Genomic DNA, 18856 nt, shown 5'->3' with positions numbered 1-18856 from the left:
GACTAGACCTCTTCGATGCGCTCGGCGGTCAGCAGACCGCTGTTGATCTCGCGGAGCGCGATGGACAGCGGCTTCTCCTGCGGCGTGGTCTCCACCAGGGGACCCACGTATTCGAGAAGGCCCTCACCCAGCTGGCTGTAGTAGGCGTTGACCTGACGGGCACGCTTCGCCGCGAAGATCACCAGCGCGTACTTCGAGGTGGTCTTCTCCAGCAGCTCGTCGATCGGCGGGTTGGTGATGCCCTGGGGGTCTGCCACGGTTCCGGCCACGAAACAACCTCACGACTTTCCAATTGACAGCTCGCGAACCCATAAACCCTACCAGCACCGCAGCTCAGGACGGCAACGCGCCCGGACCACAGGGGTCCGGGCGCGTCGAGGTCGTCACACTGGTCCGGGGGGACCTACCTGGCGGCAGTCACTTGCCGCCGGCGAACTCCCCGAGCAGTGCCTTGCGCTGCTGGTCGCCGAGGCCGCGAAGACGGCGGCTGTCAGCGATCTTCAGCTTCTCCATGATCTGCGTCGCGCGGATCTTGCCGATGCCGGGCATTGCCTGCAGCACGGCCGAAACCCGAAGCTTGCCGACGACGTCGTCGGACTCCGCACGATCGAGCACGGCAGCGAGGGTGGTCTTCCCCTGCTTCAGTTGCTCCTTCAGCTCAGCGCGAGCCTTTCGAATCTCGGCCGCTTTTTCCAAAGCGGCCGCGCGCTGTTCCGGGCTCAGTGACGGGAGCGGCACCAGGTCTCCTCAGGTCCCTTGAAAAGAATGTTGATGGTCTAGCGCCGGGAAAACTAGCGGTCACGAGCCATTTCGGCAACGTGGCAGTCCCATGATCGACGGCCGGTGGCGGCCAGATGATCAGGCGGTGACCGCCAGAGCGGCCGCGCATTCGTCACGCGCCCGCTCCGCGGCGGCACGCAGCGTGGCGACGCCGGGGCCCGCGCCGAGGATCTCCCGGGAGTACGACGGCAGCACGTCAGGGGCTTGATCACCGAACGCGGCGCGCAGCCCGGCGGCCCTTCCGCCCTGCGCGCCGAGGCCCGGCGCCAGGATCGGGCCATTGAGGTTCGTCAGATCGTGGCCGTGCCGCCCGAGCGTGGCACCGATCACCACGCCGACGTCACCCAGCGGAGCCACACCCACGTTGACCTGCGCAATCTCGTCGATGACGGCCTGCGCGACGGTCTTGCCGGCGGCGCCGACGGCCCGCTGGACGGCGGCGCCCTCGGGATTGGAGGTGAGCGCGAGGACGAACGCGCCGAGGCCGTTGGCGATCGCCTTGTCGATGATCGGGCGCAGCGAGCCGACGCCGAGATAGGGGCTGACGGTGATCGCGTCCGCACGCAACGGGGAGGCCGGATCCAGGTACGCGTCGGCGTACGCGGCGGCCGTGGAGCCGATGTCACCCCGCTTGACGTCGAGAACTACAAGAGTCTGCGTCGAGTCAAACTGTCGGATAGTCGACTCCAGGACCGCTATGCCCCTGGAGCCGAAACGCTCATAAAAGGCAGACTGGGGCTTGATCACTGCGACCCGGTCGGCCAGGGCCTCCCCCACCGTCCGACTGAACGCTTCCAGGCCCTTGACATCGTCGGAGAGCCCCCAGGCTGCCAGCAGGGAGGGGTGAGGGTCGATCCCCACGCACAGCGGCCCCAGCGTGTCCATGGCGGCCCGCAACCGGGCCCCGAAGCGAACGGAACGACCCGTCACGCGCTCCCCCTTGTGGCTTGCACGGCCTGCCGGACGAGGCGGGGACCGTGGTAGATGAGTCCGGTGTAGAGCTGCACGAGCGAGGCGCCGGCGTCCAGCATCCGGGTCACGTCGTCGCGGGTGGTGATCCCGCCGACGCCGACGACCGGCAGCCCGCTCTCCTTGGCCACGAAGCGCACGACCTGCAGCGCCCGCGGCGCCAGGGGGCGGCCGCTGAGCCCGCCCGCCTCGGCCGTGGCCACGCCGGGCCGTTCGATCGTGGTGTTGGTGGCGATGAGCCCGGCGACGCCGTGGGAGAGGCACACGTCCAGCAGCTCGCCCAGCGCGGCGTCGGTGAGGTCCGGCGCGACCTTCACCAGGACCGGGCGGCCCGCGGGGTTCTCCGCGCGCAGCGCACCGAGCAGCGCCGACAGGTGCGCCTTGTCCTGCAGCTCGCGCAGCCCCGGGGTGTTCGGCGAGCTGACGTTGACGGCGAAGTACGCGCCGTGCTCGTACAGCGCGCGGAAGCTGCTGACGTAGTCCTCCACGGCACCGGTCAGCGGCGTCACCTTCGACTTGCCGAGACTGATGCCGAGGGGCACCGGCAGCGGGCCCAGCGCCGCCAGGCGGGCCGCGAGGGCGGCCGCGCCGGCGTTGTTGAACCCCATCCGGTTGACGATCGCCTTCTGCCCGGGGAAGCGGAACAGCCGGGGCCGCTCGTTGCCGGGCTGCGGGTGCCGGGTGACGGTGCCGACCTCGACGAAGCCGAAGCCGAGCCGCGGCCAGGCGCGCAGTGCCCGGCCGTCCTTGTCCATGCCGGCGGCGAGCCCGACCGCGTTCGGGAAGTCGATCCCGAACACGGTCCGGCGCGCGCCCGGCGGGCTGTACGCGGACCGCCGCGACGGCACCCGGGCCAGCCAGCGCAGGGTCCGCTCGTGGACCGCCTCGGCGTCGCCGCCGCCGAGACGGAACAGGACCGGGCGGACCAGGCGTTCGTAGCTCACCGTGCCCCACGCAGGGCCGCGTGCAGCTCCTGCAGGGGTCGGACCGTCATCTCGCCCCGCAGCAGCGCCTCGACGCCCATGACGGCGGCCGCGGCACCCGGCAGGGTGGTGATGCACGGGATGTCGGCGACGACCGCGGCGCTGCGGATCTCGTAGCCGTCCTGCCGCCCGCTGGAGCCCTGCGGCGTGTTGATCACCAGGGCGACCTCGCCGCCGGCGATCATCGACACCGCGTTGCGGCCGTTGCCCTCCTCGAAGTGCTTCGGCACGATCTCGCAGGCGACCCCGTACCGGCGCAGCACCTGACCGGTGCCGGCGGTGGCCACGATCGAGAAGCCGAGGTCGGCGAGGCGCTTGACCGGGAACACGATGCCGCGTTTGTCCCGGTTGGCGACGGTGACCAGGACCGTGCCGACGGTCGGCAGCGAGCCGTAGGCGGCGGCCTGGGACTTCGCGAACGCGTGGCCGAAGGACGTGTCGATGCCCATGACCTCGCCGGTCGACTTCATCTCCGGGCCGAGCAGGTTGTCCACGCCCTTGCCCTCGACGGTGCGGAACCGTTTGAACGGCAGCACCGCCTCCTTGACCGCGATCGGCGCGTGCTCGGGCGGGGTACCCCCGTCGCCGTGCGCCGGCAGGAGCCCTTCGGCGCGCAGTTCGGCGATCGTGGCGCCCAGCGCGATGCGGGCCGCGGCCTTCGCCAGGGGCACCGCGGTCGCCTTCGACACGAACGGCACGGTGCGCGACGCGCGCGGGTTGGCCTCCAGGACGTAGAGCACGTCGTCCTTGAGCGCGTACTGGACGTTGAGCAGCCCCTGCACGCCGATGCCGCGGGCCAGGGCGACCGTGTAGCGGCGCACCTCGTCCAGGTGCACGGTGGCCAGGGTGATCGGCGGCAGGACGCAGGAGGAGTCCCCGGAGTGGATGCCGGCCTCCTCGATGTGCTCCATGACGCCGCCGACGTACACCTCGCCGTCCTTGTCGCACAGCGCGTCGACGTCGATCTCGATGGCGTCGTCGAGGAACCGGTCGACCAGCACCGGGTGCGCCGGGGAGATCTCGGTGGCGCGGCCGATGTAGCCGCGCAGGGTCTCCTCGTCGTAGACGATCTCCATGCCGCGGCCGCCGAGGACGTACGAGGGCCGCACCAGCACCGGGTAGCCGATCTCGTCGGCGATGAGCTTCGCCTCGCCGAAGCTGGTCGCGGTGCCGTGCGCCGGGGTGGTCAGGCCGGCCCCGGCGAGGAGCTTGCCGAACGCGCCGCGGTGCTCGGCCAGGTCGATCGCCTCGGGTGACGTGCCGACGATCGGCACGCCCGCGTCGGCGAGCTGCTGGGCGAGGCCGAGCGGGGTCTGCCCGCCGAGCTGCACGACGACGCCGATGACGCCGGGCCCGCCGGCGGCGCGGCCGGACTCGTCCTCGGCGTGCACGACCTCCAGGACGTCCTCGAACGTGAGCGGCTCGAAGTACAGCCGGTCCGCGGTGTCGTAGTCGGTGGAGACCGTCTCCGGGTTGCAGTTGACCATGACGGTCTCGTAGCCGACGGCCCGCAACGCCATGACCGCGTGCACGCACGAGTAGTCGAACTCGATGCCCTGCCCGATGCGGTTCGGGCCGGAGCCGAGGATGAGGACCTTCGGCCGGTCCGACGGGGCGACCTCGGTCTCCTCCTCGTAGGTGCTGTAGTGGTACGGGGTGCTCGCACCGAACTCGGCCGCGCACGTGTCGACGGTCTTGTAGACCGGCCGCAGGCCCAGGCGCTGCCGGAGGCTGCGGACGCCGTCCTCACCGGCGAACTCGGGGCGCAGCGCGGCGATCTGCCGGTCGGACAGGCCGGCCCGCTTCGCGGTGCGCAGCAGGGTCTCGTCCAGCACGGCGGCGCTGAGGATCTCGGCGCGCAGGTCGACCAGGCCCGCGATCTGGTCGACGAACCACGGGTCGAAGCCGCTCGCCTCGGCGACCGCCGTGACGCTGTGGCCTTCGCGCAGGGCACGTTCGGCGGTGTACAGGCGGCCGTCGTGCGGCACCCGCAGCTCTTCGAGCGCGTCCTGCCCGGCCTTGTCGGCAGTGGTCCAGAAACCGGCGGCCTTGGTCTCCATCGACCGCATCGCCTTGCCCAGGGCCTCCTGGAACGTGCGGCCCATCGACATGGCCTCGCCGACCGACTTCATCGTGGTCGTCAGCTCCGCGTCGGCGCCGGGGAACTTCTCGAACGCAAACCGCGGGATCTTCACCACCACGTAGTCCAGGGACGGCTCGAACGCCGCCGGGGTCTTCAGGGTGATGTCGTTGGGGATCTCGTCCAGGGTGTACCCGATGGCGAGCTTCGCGGCGATCTTCGCGATCGGGAAGCCGGTCGCCTTGCTCGCCAGGGCGCTGGAGCGCGACACGCGCGGGTTCATCTCGATGACGACGAGCCGGCCGGTCTGCGGGTGCACCGCGAACTGGATGTTGCAGCCGCCGGTGTCGACGCCGACCTCGCGCAGCACGGCGATGCCGAGGTCGCGCAGCCGCTGGTACTCCACGTCGGTGAGCGTCATCGCCGGCGCGACCGTCACGGAGTCGCCGGTGTGCACGCCCATCGCGTCGATGTTCTCGATGGAGCACACGACGACGACGTTGTCGTGCTTGTCGCGCATCAGCTCCAGCTCGAACTCCTTCCAGCCGAGCACGCTCTCCTCGATGAGGACCTCGTGCACCGGGGATGCGACCAGGCCGCCGCCGGCGAGCCGCTCGAGGTCGGCGTCGTTGTGCGCCATGCCGGAGCCGAGCCCGCCCATGGTGAACGACGGCCGGATGACGACCGGCAGGCCCAGGTCGGCGACGGTCGCGCGGACCTCGTCCATCGAGTGGCAGACGCGGCTGCGCGGGGTCTCCCCGCCGGCCTTGGCGACGATGTCCTTGAACAGCTGCCGGTCCTCGCCGCGGCGGATCGCGTCGATGTTGGCGCCGATGAGCTCGACGCCGTACTTGTCCAGGACCCCGGCCTCGTGCAGCGCCACGGCGGTGTTCAGCGCGGTCTGCCCGCCGAGCGTGGCGAGCAGCGCGTCGGGGCGTTCCTTGGCGATCACCTGCTCGACGAACTCGGGGGTGATCGGCTCGACGTACGTGGCGTCGGCGAACTCGGGGTCGGTCATGATCGTGGCCGGGTTGGAGTTGACGAGGCTGACCCGCAACCCCTCCGCGCGCAGCACCCGGCAGGCCTGGGTGCCGGAGTAGTCGAACTCGCACGCCTGGCCGATGACGATCGGGCCGGAGCCGATGACGAGGACGTGCCGGAGATCGGTCCGCTTAGGCATTGGTGTTCATCAACTCCGCGAATCTGTCGAACAGGTAGTCCGCGTCGTGCGGCCCCGCTGCCGCCTCCGGGTGGTACTGCACGGTGAAGGCCGGCGTGTCCAGGCAGCGCAGGCCCTCCACGACGTTGTCGTTGAGGCAGACGTGGCTGACCTCGACCTCGCCGAACTCGGTGCCGGTGCGCCCCTCCAGGGGCGCGTCGACGGCGAAGCCGTGGTTGTGGCTGGTCACCTCGACCTTGCCGGTGGTCCGGTCGAGCACCGGCTGGTTGATGCCGCGGTGCCCGTAGCCGAGCTTGTAGGTGCCGAACCCGAGCGCGCGGCCGAGGATCTGGCTGCCGAAGCAGATGCCGAACAGGGGGATCTTCGCCGCCATGACCGATTTCGCCAGGGCGACCGGGCCGTCGGCGGTTGCCGGGTCACCGGGGCCGGGTGAGAAGAACACGGCGTCAGCGTTCAGTGCGCGGATCTCCTCCAGCGTGGTGGCCGCCGGCAGCACGTGCGTGGTCACCCCGCGGGCCGCGAGGCGGCGCGGGACGTTGCGCTTGATGCCCAGGTCGATCGCGGCGACCGTGAACCGGTGCTCACCCTCGGCCTGCACCGTGTACCGCTGCGGGGTGCTCACCTCCGCGGACAGGTCGGCGCCGAGCATCTGCGGCTGCTGCCGCACCCGCTGCAGCAGGCCGTCGCGGTCGTCGTCGACGCTGGACACGCCGACCCGCATCGCGCCGCGCTCGCGCAGGTGCCGGGTCAGCGCCCGGGTGTCGACGCCGCTGATGCCCACGACGCCCTCGACGGCCAGGCGGTCCTGGAGGCTGCCGGTGGCGCGCCAGTTGGAGTACGTCCGGGACGGGTCGCGGACCACGTAGCCGGCGACCCAGATCCGGTCGGACTCGTCGTCCTCGCCGTTGATGCCGGTGTTGCCGATCTGGGGTGCGGTCTGCACGACGACCTGCCGGTGGTACGACGGGTCGGTCAGCGTCTCCTGGTAGCCGGTCATGCCGGTGTTGAACACCGCCTCGCCGAAGGTCTCCCCGATGCTGCCGAAGGCCTCGCCGCGGAAGGTGCGGCCGTCCTCCAGTACCAACAATGCTGCTCTGCGCTTCACCGAGTCGCCTTTCCGTTCAACACCGTCGGCTCGCCGCGCAGGTAGGTCGCCTCGACGCGACCGCGCAGCTCCATCCCGGCGTATGGGGTGTTGCGCGACCTGCTGGCCAGGGCGGTCGGGTCGACCGTCCACCTGACGTCCGGGTCGAAGATCGTGATGTTCGCGGCCTGTCCGGCCTGCAGCGCGTGACCGTGCCCGGCGAGGCCGGCGATCTTCGCGGGCGCCACGGACATCCAGTCCGCTATCCGGTCCCACTGCGGCCCCATCGTCTGTACGACGATCGCGAGGGCGGTCTCCAGGCCGAGCATCCCCGGTCTGGCGTACGCCCACTCGCACTCCTTGTCCTCGACGCTGTGCGGGGCGTGGTCCGTGGCGACGCAGTCGATCGTGCCGTCCTGCAACCCCCTGCGCAGGGCGAGGACGTCGGCCTCGGTCCGCAGCGGCGGGTTCACCTTGTACACCGGGTCATAGTCGACGGCGAGGTCCTCGGTGAGCAGCAGGTGGTGCGGCGTCACCTCGGCCGTCACCCGCCAGCCCTTCGACTTCGCCCAGCGGATCAGCTCGACGCTGCCGGCGGTCGACACGTGGCAGATGTGCAGGCGGGCGCCGACGTGCCCGGCGAGCAGCACGTCGCGGGCGATGATCGCCTCCTCCGCGACCGCGGGCCACCCGACGAGGCCGAGCCGGGCGGCGACCTCGCCCTCGTTCATCTGGGCGCCGGTGGTCAGCCGCGGCTCCTCGGCGTGCTGGGCGATGACGCCGTCGAACGCCTTGACGTACTCCAGGGCCCGGCGCATGAGCCGCGGGTCGCTGACGCAGTGCCCGTCGTCGGAGAAGACCCGGACCCTGGCGGCGGAGTCGGCCATCGCGCCGAGCTCGGCGAGCTGCTCGCCGCCGAGGCCGACGGTGACGGCGCCGACCGGCTGCACGTCGACGAGGCCCGCCTCGCGGCCGAGCCGCCACACCTGCTCCACGACACCGGCGGTGTCGGCGACCGGTGACGTGTTCGCCATCGCGCACACCGCGGTGTACCCGCCGAGCGCGGCGGCCCGGGACCCGGACTCGACCGTCTCGGCGTCCTCGCGGCCGGGTTCGCGCAGGTGGGTGTGCAGGTCGACGAGCCCGGGCAGCGCAATCCTGCCGCCCACTTTGTCCGGATTTATGCCGACAATGATCCCGTCCTCGACGGTGATCTCGCCAATGTTCGTGCCGGTGATGATCACGCTTTGCCTCCGAGCAGCAGGTAGAGGACGGCCATTCGCACGGAGACCCCGTTGGCGACCTGTTCGACGATCGTGGAGCGTGGCGAGTCGGCGACCTCCGGCGCGATCTCCATGCCCCGGTTCATCGGGCCGGGGTGCATGACGATCGCGTGCTCGGGCAGCCGGCGCATGCGCGGCACGTCGAAGCCGTAGCGCCGCGCGTACTCCCGCTCCGAGGGGAAGTACGCCTGGTTCATTCTTTCCCGCTGGACGCGCAACATCATGACGACGTCGGAATCGGGCACCACCGCGTCGAGGTCGTAGGACGTCGCAGCCGGCCACGCGCCCACGCCGACCGGCAGCAGCGTCGGCGGTGCGACGAGCGTCACCTTCGCGCCGAGGGTGTGCAGCAGCAGCACGTTGGACCTTGCCACCCGTGAGTGCAGCACGTCGCCGACGATGGCCACGTTCAGCCCGGCGAGCCGTTTGAGGCGGCTGCGCATGGTGTACGCGTCGAGCAGGGCCTGTGTCGGGTGCTCGTGGGTGCCGTCACCGGCGTTGACGACGCTGCCCTCGACCCAGTTCGCGAGCCGGTGCGGCGCGCCGCTGGCGGGGTGCCGGATCACGACCGCGTCGGCGCCCATCGCCTGCAACGTCAGGGCGGTGTCCTTGAGGCTTTCACCCTTCGAGACGCTGGAGCCCTTCGCGGAGAAGTTGATGACGTCCGCCGACAGCCGCTTCGCTGCCGCCTCGAACGAGATCCGGGTCCTGGTCGAGTCCTCGTAGAACAGGTTCACCACGGTGCGCCCCCGCAGCGCGGGCAGCTTCTTCACCTCGCGCCCCGCGATGCTGGCCATCTCCGCCGCGGTGTCCAGCACCAGCGTCGCGGTGGCGGCGTCCAGGTCGGCGGCGCTGAGCAGATGCTTCATCACGCCTGGACCTCCTGGTCGCCGCTCCTGCTGTCACCGTTGCCGCTGCTTCCGCTGCTGCCGGTGTTGCCACCGTTGCCGCTGCTTCCGCTGCTGCCGGTGTTGCCACCGTTGCCGGTGTTGCCTCTGTTGACGATGACCACGGCGTCGGTGCCGTCGTGCTCGGCGATCGACACCCGGACGCTCTCCTCGATCGAGGTCGGGATGTTCTTGCCCACGTAGTCCGCCCGGATCGGCAGCTCGCGGTGCCCCCGGTCGACCAGGACCGCCAGCTGGACCATCCGCGGCCGGCCGAGATCCTTGAGCGCGTCGAGCGCCGCGCGGACCGTCCGGCCGGAGAACAGGACGTCGTCGACGAGGATCACCCGCCGCCCGTCGAGGCCGCCCGGCGGCACCTCGGTGTGACCCAGCGCACGGGTCGCCTGCAGGCGAAGATCGTCCCGATAGAGCGTGATGTCCAACACACCCACGGGGATCTCTGCACCCTCGAAAGTGGCGATCCGCGCCGCGAGTCTGCGTGCCAGCGGAACGCCTCGGGTAGGTATGCCCAGCAGCACCGTTTCGGCGGCGCCGGACGTCTTTTCCAGAATCTGATGGGCAATCCGGTCCACCACCCGGGCGACATCTGCCGCCGTTAGGATGGTTTTGCCCAGCTCAGCGCCGGTTGTCGGGGACGACAAACCAGACCTCCTTCCCCGCCTCACCGGACGGGTCGTTAAAGGACGTCGAACGGCAACCACCCTAACAACCGCCCTGACCTGGGCAACGGATGGGTCTCGACCACTTGACCACGCGTCTTCCGCCAGTTACGGTCACGCTCCGTAGCGATCGCTGGGGAAACCCCTCAGGCCAGTGACTGGGAGTGTCCGTATGCCGTCTGAGTACGCCAAGTCTCTTGGTGCTCGCCTGCGCTCCATCCGACAGCAGCAGGGGCTGTCTCTGCAGGGTGTCGAGGAGAAGTCGGCAGGGCGTTGGAAGGCCGTCGTCGTCGGCTCGTATGAGCGGGGCGACCGCGCCGTCACCGTGTCCCGCCTGGCCGAGCTGGCCGAGTTCTACCGCGTCCCCGTCGCCGAGCTGCTGCCCGAGGGCAGCGGCGTGCGGCACGAGCCCACCAACAAGATCGTCCTGGACCTGGAGCGGCTCTACGACGCCGGCGCCGAGGACCTCGCCTATGTGGCCCGCTACGCGCGTGCCATCCAGCAGCAGCGCGGCGACTACAACGGTCGCGTGCTGTCCATCCGCGCGGACGACCTGCGTGCCCTGGCGATCGTCTACGACGCGTCGCCGTCCGGCCTGGTCGAGCGGCTCAACGAGCACGGCGTGCTCGTCACCGACCCGCGCAGCCTGTTCCAGTCCTAGTTTTTTCACCCCGTAGTTGACCTTGGACAATCCGACCGGTCGCGACCGCCGGATTGTCCGAGGTCGACCTGGTCTCCACCCCGCCGCCAGCATCGATGCGGCCCGCCGGATCAACGCCTCGCGCCGCCCGTCGCGCGGGCCCACGCGCAGCAGGCCCAGCACGGCCGGCACCTCGTCACCGATGACCGGTCGCTGCCGGAACGCGGCCGCGATCACCGCGGCCGCCGGCCCTGCTCTCCGGTTCGCTGTTCTCCGGTTCGCTGTGATCAACACCTCGGTGTAAGGCTTCCCATAGCCCTTCAGGCCGGGCACCTTCAGCGCGTTGTGTCTCATCACGCGCAGGGTCTGGTGTCGGAGATGCCGTGGTGCCGGCGCAACAGCAGGCGGTCGAGCGGATCCGCGCCGTGCGACGGAGGATCACGCTCGACGCTCGTCCAGCCACCGCAAGGTCCTACGTGGCGTAGTCGGCGATCCGGCCGAGGATGCCGTTGAGGAACCGCGGCGAGTCGTCGGTCGACAGCGTCTCCGCCAGCTCGACCGCCTCCGTGATCGCGACCGGGTTGTCGATCTCGTCGTTGTACAGCAGCTCGTACACCGCGATCCGGGCCAGATTCCGGTCCACCACCGGCATCCGCTCCAGGGTCCACCCCTCGGCGTAGCTGGACAGCAGCTCGTCGATGCGGACGGCGTGGCTGTCCACACCCTCGACCAGCTGGACGGTGTAGGGCAGGTAACCGGGCTTCGGCTCCTCCAGGTTGGCCACATACGCCGACAGGGTCGACGCACGCGACTCGCCTCGCAGGTCGGCCGAGTAGAGCACGTCGAGGGCCCGTTTCCGGGCCTTCCGGCGCGCCGTCATCTGGGCGGTGACGTCACCGCCCAGGAACGAACCTCCGGAAAAGCTCACGCCCGGCCCAGGTAACGGCTGTCGCGGGTGTCGACCTTGATCTTCTCGCCCGTGGAGATGAACAGCGGCACGTTGACCGTGGCGCCCGTCTCGACGGTCGCCGGCTTCGTGCCACCGGTGGAGCGGTCACCCTGCAGGCCGGGCTCCGTGTAGGTCACCTCGAGGATCACCGACGTCGGCAGCTCGACATACAGCGGCACACCCTCGTGCGTCGCCACCGTCACCTCGGCCTCGGGCAGCAGGAACTTGGTGCCCTCACCGACCGTGCCGGACGGGACCGAGATCTGCTCGTACGACTGCAGGTCCATGAACACGTAGTCTTCACCGTCGATGTACAGGTATTGCATCGTGCGCTTGTCGACGGTGGCGGTCTCGACCTTCGTGCCGGCGTTGAACGTGCGGTCGACCACCTTGCCGGAGAGCACGTTCTTCAGGGTGGTCCGCACGAACGCGCCGCCCTTGCCCGGCTTGACATGCTGGAACTCCACGACGGCCCACAGATCGCCGTCGAGGTTGAGCACCAGGCCGTTCTTCAGGTCGTTCGTGGTTGCCATGTGGATAGACGTCACTTTCGTCAGTTGGTCCGTGCGGCATGATGCCGGCGGAAAGGCCCGAAGCAGTGTACCGGCCCGTTCATGTGTGCGTCGCCACGAGGTCATGCGACTACGCCAGTGTGCCGGAGTGGGAAGACCGGACATCGTCAACCGTACCCTGGGCTTCGCGGGTTCCGTCGCGATCGCGGTGGGTGGCATTGCCGCGGGCGCGCTGCCACAACGCGACCCGTTCGAGCATTGGCCCCTCATCCGCGAGCTGCGCGCCTTCCCCCTCGTCGGCGTCGCCGGCACGTACTTCGGGCTGGCCCTGCTGTGCGGCGCGTGGCTGCGGATGCGCTCGACCGTCGACGGCCAACGCCCCGCCGACCTGATCAGAACCCTGCTGTGCTGGGCCGCTCCCCTCGCGGTGACCGCCCCCATGTTCAGCCGCGACGTCTACAGCTACCTCGCCCAGGGTGAGATGGTCCGCCGCGGGCTCGACGCGTACCGGTGGGGCCCGTCCTCCCTCGGCGGCCCCCTCGCCCTGGACGTGCCGGCGATCTGGCAGGACACCCCCGCGCCCTACGGCCCGGTCTTCCTGCGCTGCGCGTCGGCGATCCTCGCCCTGACCGGCGAACACACCGTCCTCGGCGTCTGGGCGATGCGGCTCGTCGCCCTCGCCGGCGTCGCCCTCGTCGTGGCGTGCCTGCCGGGCCTGGCCGCCCGGTTCGGCGTGCCACCGCAGCGGGCCCTGTGGTTCGGCGCCCTCAACCCGCTGCTCCTGCTGCACCTCGTCGCCGGCGCCCACAACGACGCCCTCATGGTCGGTCTGCTCGCTGCCGGCCTGCTCGCCGCCGTCCGCGACCGCCCCCTGCTCGGCGCCGCCCTCATCGTCGCCGCGGCCCTCGTCAAGGCGCCCGCGATCCTCGCGCTCATCACCGTCGTCGCGCTGTCCCGCGGCCGTACGCCCGCCCTCATCCGCACCGCGACCGGCGCCGCCCTCGCCTTCATCGTGCTGCAGGCCGCGTCCGGTCTCGGCCTCGGCTGGATCGCCGCCCTGCACACCCCGACGACCGTGCGCAACGGCCTGTCCCTCAGTACCGACGTCGGCATGCTGCTGGCCGAGGCCGGCCACCCGTCCGCGATGGCGGTCATCCGGCTCGCGGCGGCCGCGGCCGGCTGCACCCTCGCCGGCTGGGCCCTGCTGCGCGCCCCGAACCCGGCGGCCGGGCTGGGCCTGGCCCTCGCCGCGATCGTCCTGTGCGGCCCGGTCGTGCACCCGTGGTACCTGCTGTGGCCGATCGTCCCGCTCGCAGCCGGCCTGCACCGCCCCCCGCCGGCAGCGGTCCGCCTGTCGGTGGGCGTCGCGATGTTCCTGCTGCCGTTCGGCGCCCCGACGTACCCGGAGGCCGTCGTCGCCGCGATCTTCGGCACCGTCGCGGGCGTGCTCTACCTCCGCCTCCGCCCACCGGTCCCGGCCCTGGTCCCCGCCACCTGACCCCTGCGCCCGGCCCCGCGCCACCATGCCGGCGGGCAGCGTAAACTACTGACAGCGACAGCACGGGCCGGCGATTCGAGATCAATTTCCGGGGCTGGTGTACCGTAAGTTTCGAAGCGGTCGGCCGGCACGACCAACTGATCTGTATCACTGCTCGGCCACGCATCCGGCCACAGCACCGCCGGGTCAGGCAGCCGCCGGGTCAGGCCAGGTAGCCGGCGGATCAGGCGGCCGGTGGATCAGGTAGCCGGATCGCGCGCCCGCCGGTCAGGCAGCTCGATCGCAGCGCCACGGATCAGCCCGGCCGAAGCGCTATCAGCCCGACTGCAGCGCTACGGGTCAAATCGCAGCGCTGCCGGTCAGCGGGCGACGGCCGGTCAGTCGCAGGCCGGTCAGCGGGCGACGGCCGGTCAGGAGGCGACGGCCGCGTATGCCTCGAAGAGCAGCTCGTCCGGCGGCCCCGCCAGGGTGCCGGGCGTGGCGAGACCGTCAAGGACGACGAAGCGCAGCGTCGCGCCCCGGGCCTTCTTGTCGACGCGCATCGCGGCGTGCAGGTCGGGCCAGGCGGCAGCGTCGTACGTGACGGGCAGGCCCAGCAGGGTCAGCACGCGCAGGTGCCGGTCGGCGACGTAGGCCGGGAGGCGGCCCGCGAGCCTGCCCAGCTCGGCCGCGTAGACCAGGCCGACGCTGACGGCGTGGCCGTGCTTCCAGCGATACTGCTCGCGGCGCTCGATGGCGTGGCCGAGGGTGTGGCCGTAGTTGAGGATCTCGCGGAGGCCGGACTCGCGCAGGTCGGTCGAGACGACCCTGGCCTTGACGGCGACGGCCCGCTCGACCAGCTCCGGCAGCACCACGCCGTGCGGGTCGAGGGCCGCGGCCGGGTCGGCCTCGACGAGGTCGAGGATGGCGGGGTCGGCGATGAACCCGCACTTGACCACCTCGGCCATGCCCGCGCGCAGGTCGTCGGCGGGCAGGGTGTCCAGGGTCGACAGGTCGCACACGACGCCGGCCGGGGGGTAGAACGCGCCGACGAGGTTCTTGCCCGCGGCGGTGTTGATGCCGGTCTTGCCGCCGACGGCCGCGTCGACCATGCCGAGGAGGCTGGTCGGGACCTGGACGAGGCGGACGCCGCGCAGCCAGCTCGCGGCGACGAATCCGGCGACGTCGGTGACGGCGCCGCCGCCGACGCCGACGACGGCGTCGCTGCGGGTGAACGCGGCCTCGCCGAGCGCGTCCCAGCAGGCCGCGGCGGGCAAGGACATCGCGGTCGCCTCGGCGTCCGGGACCTCCAGGGGCAGCACGCCGTGGCCGGCGGCGCGCAGCGCGGCCATGACCTGCTCGGCGTGGCCGCGGACCGGGCCGGCGAACAGCACCGCGACCTGCGCGGCGCCGCCGACCAGCTCCGGCACCCGCTCGAACAGTCCCCGGCCGATCAGCACCGAATAGCCGTCAACCTCGACGACGGACGAACCGCCGGACGAAGCAGTGGACGAAGCGTCGGACGAAGCGCCGGACGAAGCGCCGGACGACGCCGCGGGCGGGGTCACAGCTTGCCTGCCAGCTCGGCGGCGATGTCCTCGGGGGTGCGGCCGTCCGTGACGACCGTGACCGTGGCGACCTGCTCATACAGCGGCCGCCGCTGATCCAGCAGATACTTCAGCGTGGCCCGCGGGTTCATGGCCAGCAGCGGCCGCCCCGCACCCAGCCCGACCCGGGACACGGCGTCGGACAGCTCGACCGACAGGTACACCACCGTGTGCCCGGTAAGCAGTTCCCTGGTCTCGGCGGCCAGGATCGCGCCGCCGCCGAGGGCCAGCACGCCGTCGAACGACGACAGCGCCGCGGCGACCGCGGCCCGTTCCAGGGCGCGGAAGTGGTCCTCGCCGTCGTCGATGAAGATCTCGGGGATCGGTTTGCCGGCGGTGGTCTCGATGTCGGCGTCGACGTCGCGGAACGGCACGCCGAGCGTCTCGGCGAGCAGCGTGCCGACGGTCGTCTTCCCCGCGCCGGGCGGGCCGACGATCACGGCGCGCGGGCTCACCGGATCACCAGGTTCGACAGGTAGCCGGCGACGTTGCGGCGGATCTCGGGCACGGAGTCGCCGCCGAACTTCTCCAGGGCGGCCTCGGCGAGGACGAGCGCGACCATCGCCTCGGCGACGACGGCGGCGGCGGGGACCGCGCACACGTCGGAGCGCTGGTTGATCGCGGTCGCGGGCTCGCCGGTGACGATGTCGATGGTCTGCAGGGCGCGGTTGAGCGAGGAGATCGGCTTCATCGCGGCGCGGACCCTCAGGGGCTCGCCGGTCGTGATGCCGCCTTCGAGGCCGCCGGCGCGGTCGGTGACGCGGCGGACGCCGTCGGCGGTGGGGATGATCTCGTCGTGTGCCTGGGAGCCGCGGGAGCGGGCCTGCGTGAACGCGTCGCCGATCTCGACGCCCTTGATCGCCTGGATCGACATGAGGGCGGTGGCGAGGCGGGCGTCGAGCTTGCGGTCCCACTGGACGTGACTGCCGAGGCCCGGCGGCACCCCGTACGCCAAAACCTCGACGATGCCGCCGAGCGTGTCGGCGTCCTTCTTCGCGGCGTCGACCTCCTCGACCATGCGGGCGCTGGCGTCGGGGTCGAGGCAGCGCAGCGGGTCGGCGTCGATGCGGTCGAAGTCCTCGGGGCGGGGCAGCAGGCCGGGTTTGGCGGCGACGGAGCCGAGTTCGATGACGTGGGAGACGATGTCGACGCCGAGCGCCTGGCGCAGCAGGGCCTTGGCGACGGTGCCGACGGCGACGCGGGCGGCGGTCTCGCGGGCGCTGGCGCGCTCGAGGATCGGCCGGGCGTCGGTGTGCCCGTATTTCTGCATGCCGGCGAGGTCGGCGTGGCCGGGCCGGGGGCGGGTCAGCGGCGCGTTGCGGGCCTGCGCGGCGAGCAGCTCCGGGTCGACGGGGTCGGCCGCCATGACGGTCTCCCACTTCGGCCATTCGCTGTTGCCGACCCGGATCGCGACGGGGCTGCCGAGGGTGAGCCCGTGGCGCAGGCCGCCGACGAACTCGACCTCGTCCTGCTCGAACGCCATCCGCGCGCCCCGGCCGTAGCCGAGACGTCGACGGGTCAACTCTGCCGCCACTGACGCGCTCGTCAACTCGATGCCGGCGGGAACACCCTCCAGGATCGCGACGAGTGCCGGGCCATGCGACTCACCTGCGGTCAACCAGCGCAACACGTCGGCAAGTCTGTCACGCGCCCACGACACATCCCACAGTGAGGTATGACCAGACCATCACATGGAACGCAGCGAGGCATGACCAGGCCATCAACGCAACGCAGCGAGGCATGACCAGGCCGTTAGAGGGAACGCAGCGCGGCACGCATCGCCGCGACCGGCGCCTTCGCCGACGTGAAGAGCTCGAACTGGTCGACGGCCTGCCACAGCAGCAGGTCGAGCCCGGACACGATCGCGCACCCGGCGGCCTGCGCGGCGGCGGCGAGCGGGGTCGGCCACGGGTCGTAGATGGCGTCGAAGACGACGGGCCGCCCGGACCAGTCGGCGACCGCGAGGCCGTCCGCGGCACCCTTCGGCACGGTGGAGATCACGACCGGGAACTCCGTGCACCCGGCCAGCGAGGACCACGGCGCATGCTCCAGGGCGACGTCCAGCGCCGACGCGACCGGCAGCAACTCGTCGAAAGCCGAAGTGCGCCGGGTGTACAGCGTCACGTCGGCCGACAGTGCTGCCGCCGCGGCGATCGCGGCCCGGGCGGTGCCGCCGCCGCCGAGGACCGCCAGGCGCGGGGTGCGGGCCACGCCCGCCTCCAGCAACGCGCGGACCATGCCGGGGGCGTCGGTGTTGTACGCGTGCCACCCGTAGGCGCGGCGCACGAGCGTGTTGGCGGCGCCGATCGCGGCGGCGAACGGGTCGACCATCGCGGCGACGCTCAGCGCCACCTCTTTGAGCGGCATGGTGAGCGACAGCCCGGCCCAGTCGGCCTCCAGGCCGGCGACGAGCGCGGGCAGGTCCTCTTCACCGCACTCGATCGCCGTGTACGACCAGTCGCGCAGCCCGGCGGCCGCGTAGCCGGCGTTGTGGATCGCCGGTGAGCGCGAGTGGCTCACCGGCTTGCCGAGGACCGCCGCACGCACCTACTTGACGCCGTTCTTCTTCGCCTGGTCCCACATCTTCTGGAACTCCGAATACGTCTTCGCGTAGCCGGTGTTGCCGGCGGTGTCGATGGCGCAGAAGTAGTAGAAGTCGTGCTTCGGCGGGTTGATCGCCGCCTTCAGCGCGCTGGTGCCGGGGTTGCTGATCGGCCCGATCGGCAGGCCCGGCACGTCGTGGGCGTTGTACGGGTTGTTCTTGTTGTGCAGCTCGGAGTTGAGCAGCTCGGTCGAGGGCTTCGCGCCCTTGCCGGTGATGCGCAGGTAGTAGTTGACGGTGCTGTCGACCTGCAGGCAGTTGCACGGGAACTTGCCGGAGTAGACCCGGTTGTAGAGCACCCGCACGATGCCCTCCTGGTCCTTGTCGAGGCCCTCGACCTGGGCGATCGACGCGGCGATGAGCGCCTCGTAGGGCGAGATGTGCAGCGCGTTCCGCACGCCGTCGATGAACCCGGTCGCTTCGATCTCCTGGTTGAACCGGTTGATGATGATCTTCAGGATGCCGGTCGCGTCGACGTTCGGCGGGAAGTCGTAGGTTGCCGGGAACAGGAAGCCCTCGATGCTCCTGGCGACCTGTTTCTTGTCCTGGCGGGTGAACCAGACGTCGCCGAGGCCGAGCGCCTTGGTGTCGGCGGCGGCCTTCTCGAACTCCTCGTACGGGATCTTGGTGACCTCGGAGAGCTTCTTGAACGTCTCGACGAAGGTGAGGCCCTCGGGGAGCGTGACCTTGTTGACCAGCCGGCTCTTCGGGTCGAGCATCAGCGACAGGGCGTCGGCGGCGCGCATCTGCTTGCGCAGCTTGTAGAAGCCGGGCTGCAGCTTCTTGCTGCGCTCGTCCTTCTTCGCGGCCTCGACGAACGCCTTGGCACTCTTCACAACATCCTTTTCCGCCAGCGTGGCGGCGATGTCTGCGGCATACTGGTTGGGCAGGACCTCGACCGTCACCTCACCGGTGCCGCCACCGTTGTAGTCGGCAGCGGTGAACATGTCCTTGACCCGGTCGACGCCGATGTACGCACCGAATGCCAGACCGCCGAAGACCAGCAGGCTGATGAAGAGCGCGAGGAAGGTCCTCCCGCCGCGGCCCTTTCTCCGGCCGCGGGCCGGTGAGGACGCTGCGCGGCGCCGGTGTCTGCTGGGCCGTTCCTCGTCGTCCCAGCCCAGGTCAAGCTCGCCCATCTGT

At 70.9% G+C, this 18856-nt stretch carries 17 protein-coding genes and 1 pseudogene; 2 read left to right on the top strand and 16 right to left on the bottom strand.

Features of this window, described 5'->3' with window-relative positions; all coding sequences use genetic code 11:
- Positions 1 to 2: 2 nt before the first annotated feature.
- The 9 genes and pseudogenes from rpoZ to pyrR form a co-directional block, all read right to left on the bottom strand.
- A complete protein-coding gene (rpoZ, locus tag OHA72_RS21260; protein WP_033356843.1) occupies positions 3 to 269 on the bottom strand; it encodes a DNA-directed RNA polymerase subunit omega in 267 nt (88 codons plus the stop codon).
- Positions 270 to 417: 148 nt separating this feature from the next.
- Positions 418 to 738: an integration host factor, actinobacterial type gene (mihF, locus tag OHA72_RS21255; RefSeq protein WP_033356842.1), complete on the bottom strand. Its 321-nt coding sequence runs from the start codon at positions 736 to 738 to the stop codon at positions 418 to 420.
- Between the two features lie 120 nt (positions 739 to 858).
- Positions 859 to 1665, bottom strand: coding sequence for an orotidine-5'-phosphate decarboxylase (gene pyrF, locus OHA72_RS21250; protein ID WP_327011629.1), 807 nt, complete (start codon positions 1663 to 1665; stop codon positions 859 to 861).
- 41 nt (positions 1666 to 1706) lie between these two features.
- Positions 1707 to 2693 (bottom strand): quinone-dependent dihydroorotate dehydrogenase, encoded by a 987-nt coding sequence (locus OHA72_RS21245; RefSeq protein ID WP_327009535.1) that lies wholly within the window; start codon positions 2691 to 2693, stop codon positions 1707 to 1709.
- Positions 2690 to 5992, bottom strand: a complete 3303-nt coding sequence (gene carB / locus OHA72_RS21240) for a carbamoyl-phosphate synthase large subunit (protein WP_327009534.1) — start codon at positions 5990 to 5992, stop codon at positions 2690 to 2692. The genes OHA72_RS21245 and carB overlap by 4 nt, the downstream gene beginning before the upstream one ends.
- The gene (gene carA / locus OHA72_RS21235; RefSeq protein ID WP_327009533.1) at positions 5985 to 7097 is read right to left on the bottom strand and encodes a glutamine-hydrolyzing carbamoyl-phosphate synthase small subunit; all 1113 of its coding nucleotides are present in this window, start codon (positions 7095 to 7097) and stop codon (positions 5985 to 5987) included. Before carA ends, carB begins: the two co-directional genes overlap by 8 nt.
- Complete coding sequence (locus OHA72_RS21230; RefSeq protein WP_442788733.1) at positions 7094 to 8299, bottom strand: dihydroorotase; 1206 nt, start codon at positions 8297 to 8299, stop codon at positions 7094 to 7096. Before OHA72_RS21230 ends, carA begins: the two co-directional genes overlap by 4 nt.
- A gap of 17 nt (positions 8300 to 8316) precedes the next feature.
- Positions 8317 to 9231: an aspartate carbamoyltransferase catalytic subunit gene (locus OHA72_RS21225; RefSeq protein ID WP_327009532.1), complete on the bottom strand. Its 915-nt coding sequence runs from the start codon at positions 9229 to 9231 to the stop codon at positions 8317 to 8319.
- Between the two features lie 137 nt (positions 9232 to 9368).
- A pseudogene (pyrR, locus tag OHA72_RS21220) lies at positions 9369 to 9908 on the bottom strand (bifunctional pyr operon transcriptional regulator/uracil phosphoribosyltransferase PyrR); the annotation flags it as partial.
- 190 nt (positions 9909 to 10098) lie between these two features.
- Here pyrR and bldD point away from each other — a divergent pair.
- Positions 10099 to 10587 carry a transcriptional regulator BldD gene (gene bldD / locus OHA72_RS21215; protein ID WP_033356835.1) on the top strand — a complete coding sequence of 163 codons (489 nt, stop codon included), beginning with the start codon at positions 10099 to 10101 and terminating at the stop codon, positions 10585 to 10587.
- A gap of 451 nt (positions 10588 to 11038) precedes the next feature.
- On the opposite strand, the gene nusB is transcribed toward bldD, so the two are convergent.
- Together nusB and efp are read right to left on the bottom strand one after the other, a co-directional pair.
- On the bottom strand, positions 11039 to 11446 hold the full coding sequence (gene nusB / locus OHA72_RS21210) for a transcription antitermination factor NusB (RefSeq protein ID WP_327011627.1): 408 nt from the start codon (positions 11444 to 11446) through the stop codon (positions 11039 to 11041).
- 44 nt (positions 11447 to 11490) lie between these two features.
- Positions 11491 to 12048, bottom strand: coding sequence for an elongation factor P (gene efp / locus OHA72_RS21205; RefSeq protein WP_327009531.1), 558 nt, complete (start codon positions 12046 to 12048; stop codon positions 11491 to 11493).
- A 127-nt stretch (positions 12049 to 12175) separates the two neighbouring features.
- On the opposite strand from efp, the gene mptB reads away from it, so the two are divergent.
- The gene (mptB, locus tag OHA72_RS21200) at positions 12176 to 13525 is read left to right on the top strand and encodes a polyprenol phosphomannose-dependent alpha 1,6 mannosyltransferase MptB (protein ID WP_327009530.1); all 1350 of its coding nucleotides are present in this window, start codon (positions 12176 to 12178) and stop codon (positions 13523 to 13525) included.
- Positions 13526 to 13935: 410 nt separating this feature from the next.
- Here mptB and aroB read toward each other — a convergent pair whose 3' ends face one another.
- The 5 genes from aroB to mltG form a co-directional block, all read right to left on the bottom strand.
- Complete coding sequence (gene aroB, locus OHA72_RS21195; protein ID WP_327009529.1) at positions 13936 to 15072, bottom strand: 3-dehydroquinate synthase; 1137 nt, start codon at positions 15070 to 15072, stop codon at positions 13936 to 13938.
- Positions 15069 to 15566, bottom strand: coding sequence for a shikimate kinase (locus OHA72_RS21190; RefSeq protein ID WP_327009528.1), 498 nt, complete (start codon positions 15564 to 15566; stop codon positions 15069 to 15071). The genes aroB and OHA72_RS21190 overlap by 4 nt, the downstream gene beginning before the upstream one ends.
- Complete coding sequence (gene aroC / locus OHA72_RS21185) at positions 15563 to 16741, bottom strand: chorismate synthase (RefSeq protein ID WP_327009527.1); 1179 nt, start codon at positions 16739 to 16741, stop codon at positions 15563 to 15565. The genes OHA72_RS21190 and aroC overlap by 4 nt, the downstream gene beginning before the upstream one ends.
- A 122-nt stretch (positions 16742 to 16863) precedes the next feature.
- Positions 16864 to 17658 (bottom strand): shikimate dehydrogenase, encoded by a 795-nt coding sequence (locus OHA72_RS21180; RefSeq protein ID WP_327009526.1) that lies wholly within the window; start codon positions 17656 to 17658, stop codon positions 16864 to 16866.
- Entirely contained in the window at positions 17659 to 18852 is a 1194-nt protein-coding gene (gene mltG, locus OHA72_RS21175; protein ID WP_327009525.1) for an endolytic transglycosylase MltG, read from the bottom strand.
- Between the last annotated feature and the right edge of the window lie 4 nt (positions 18853 to 18856).

Source organism: Dactylosporangium sp. NBC_01737 (assembly GCF_035963215.1).
In the GTDB taxonomy this organism is placed as follows: domain Bacteria; phylum Actinomycetota; class Actinomycetes; order Mycobacteriales; family Micromonosporaceae; genus Dactylosporangium.
This window is presented reverse-complemented; position numbering and strand designations above follow the sequence as displayed.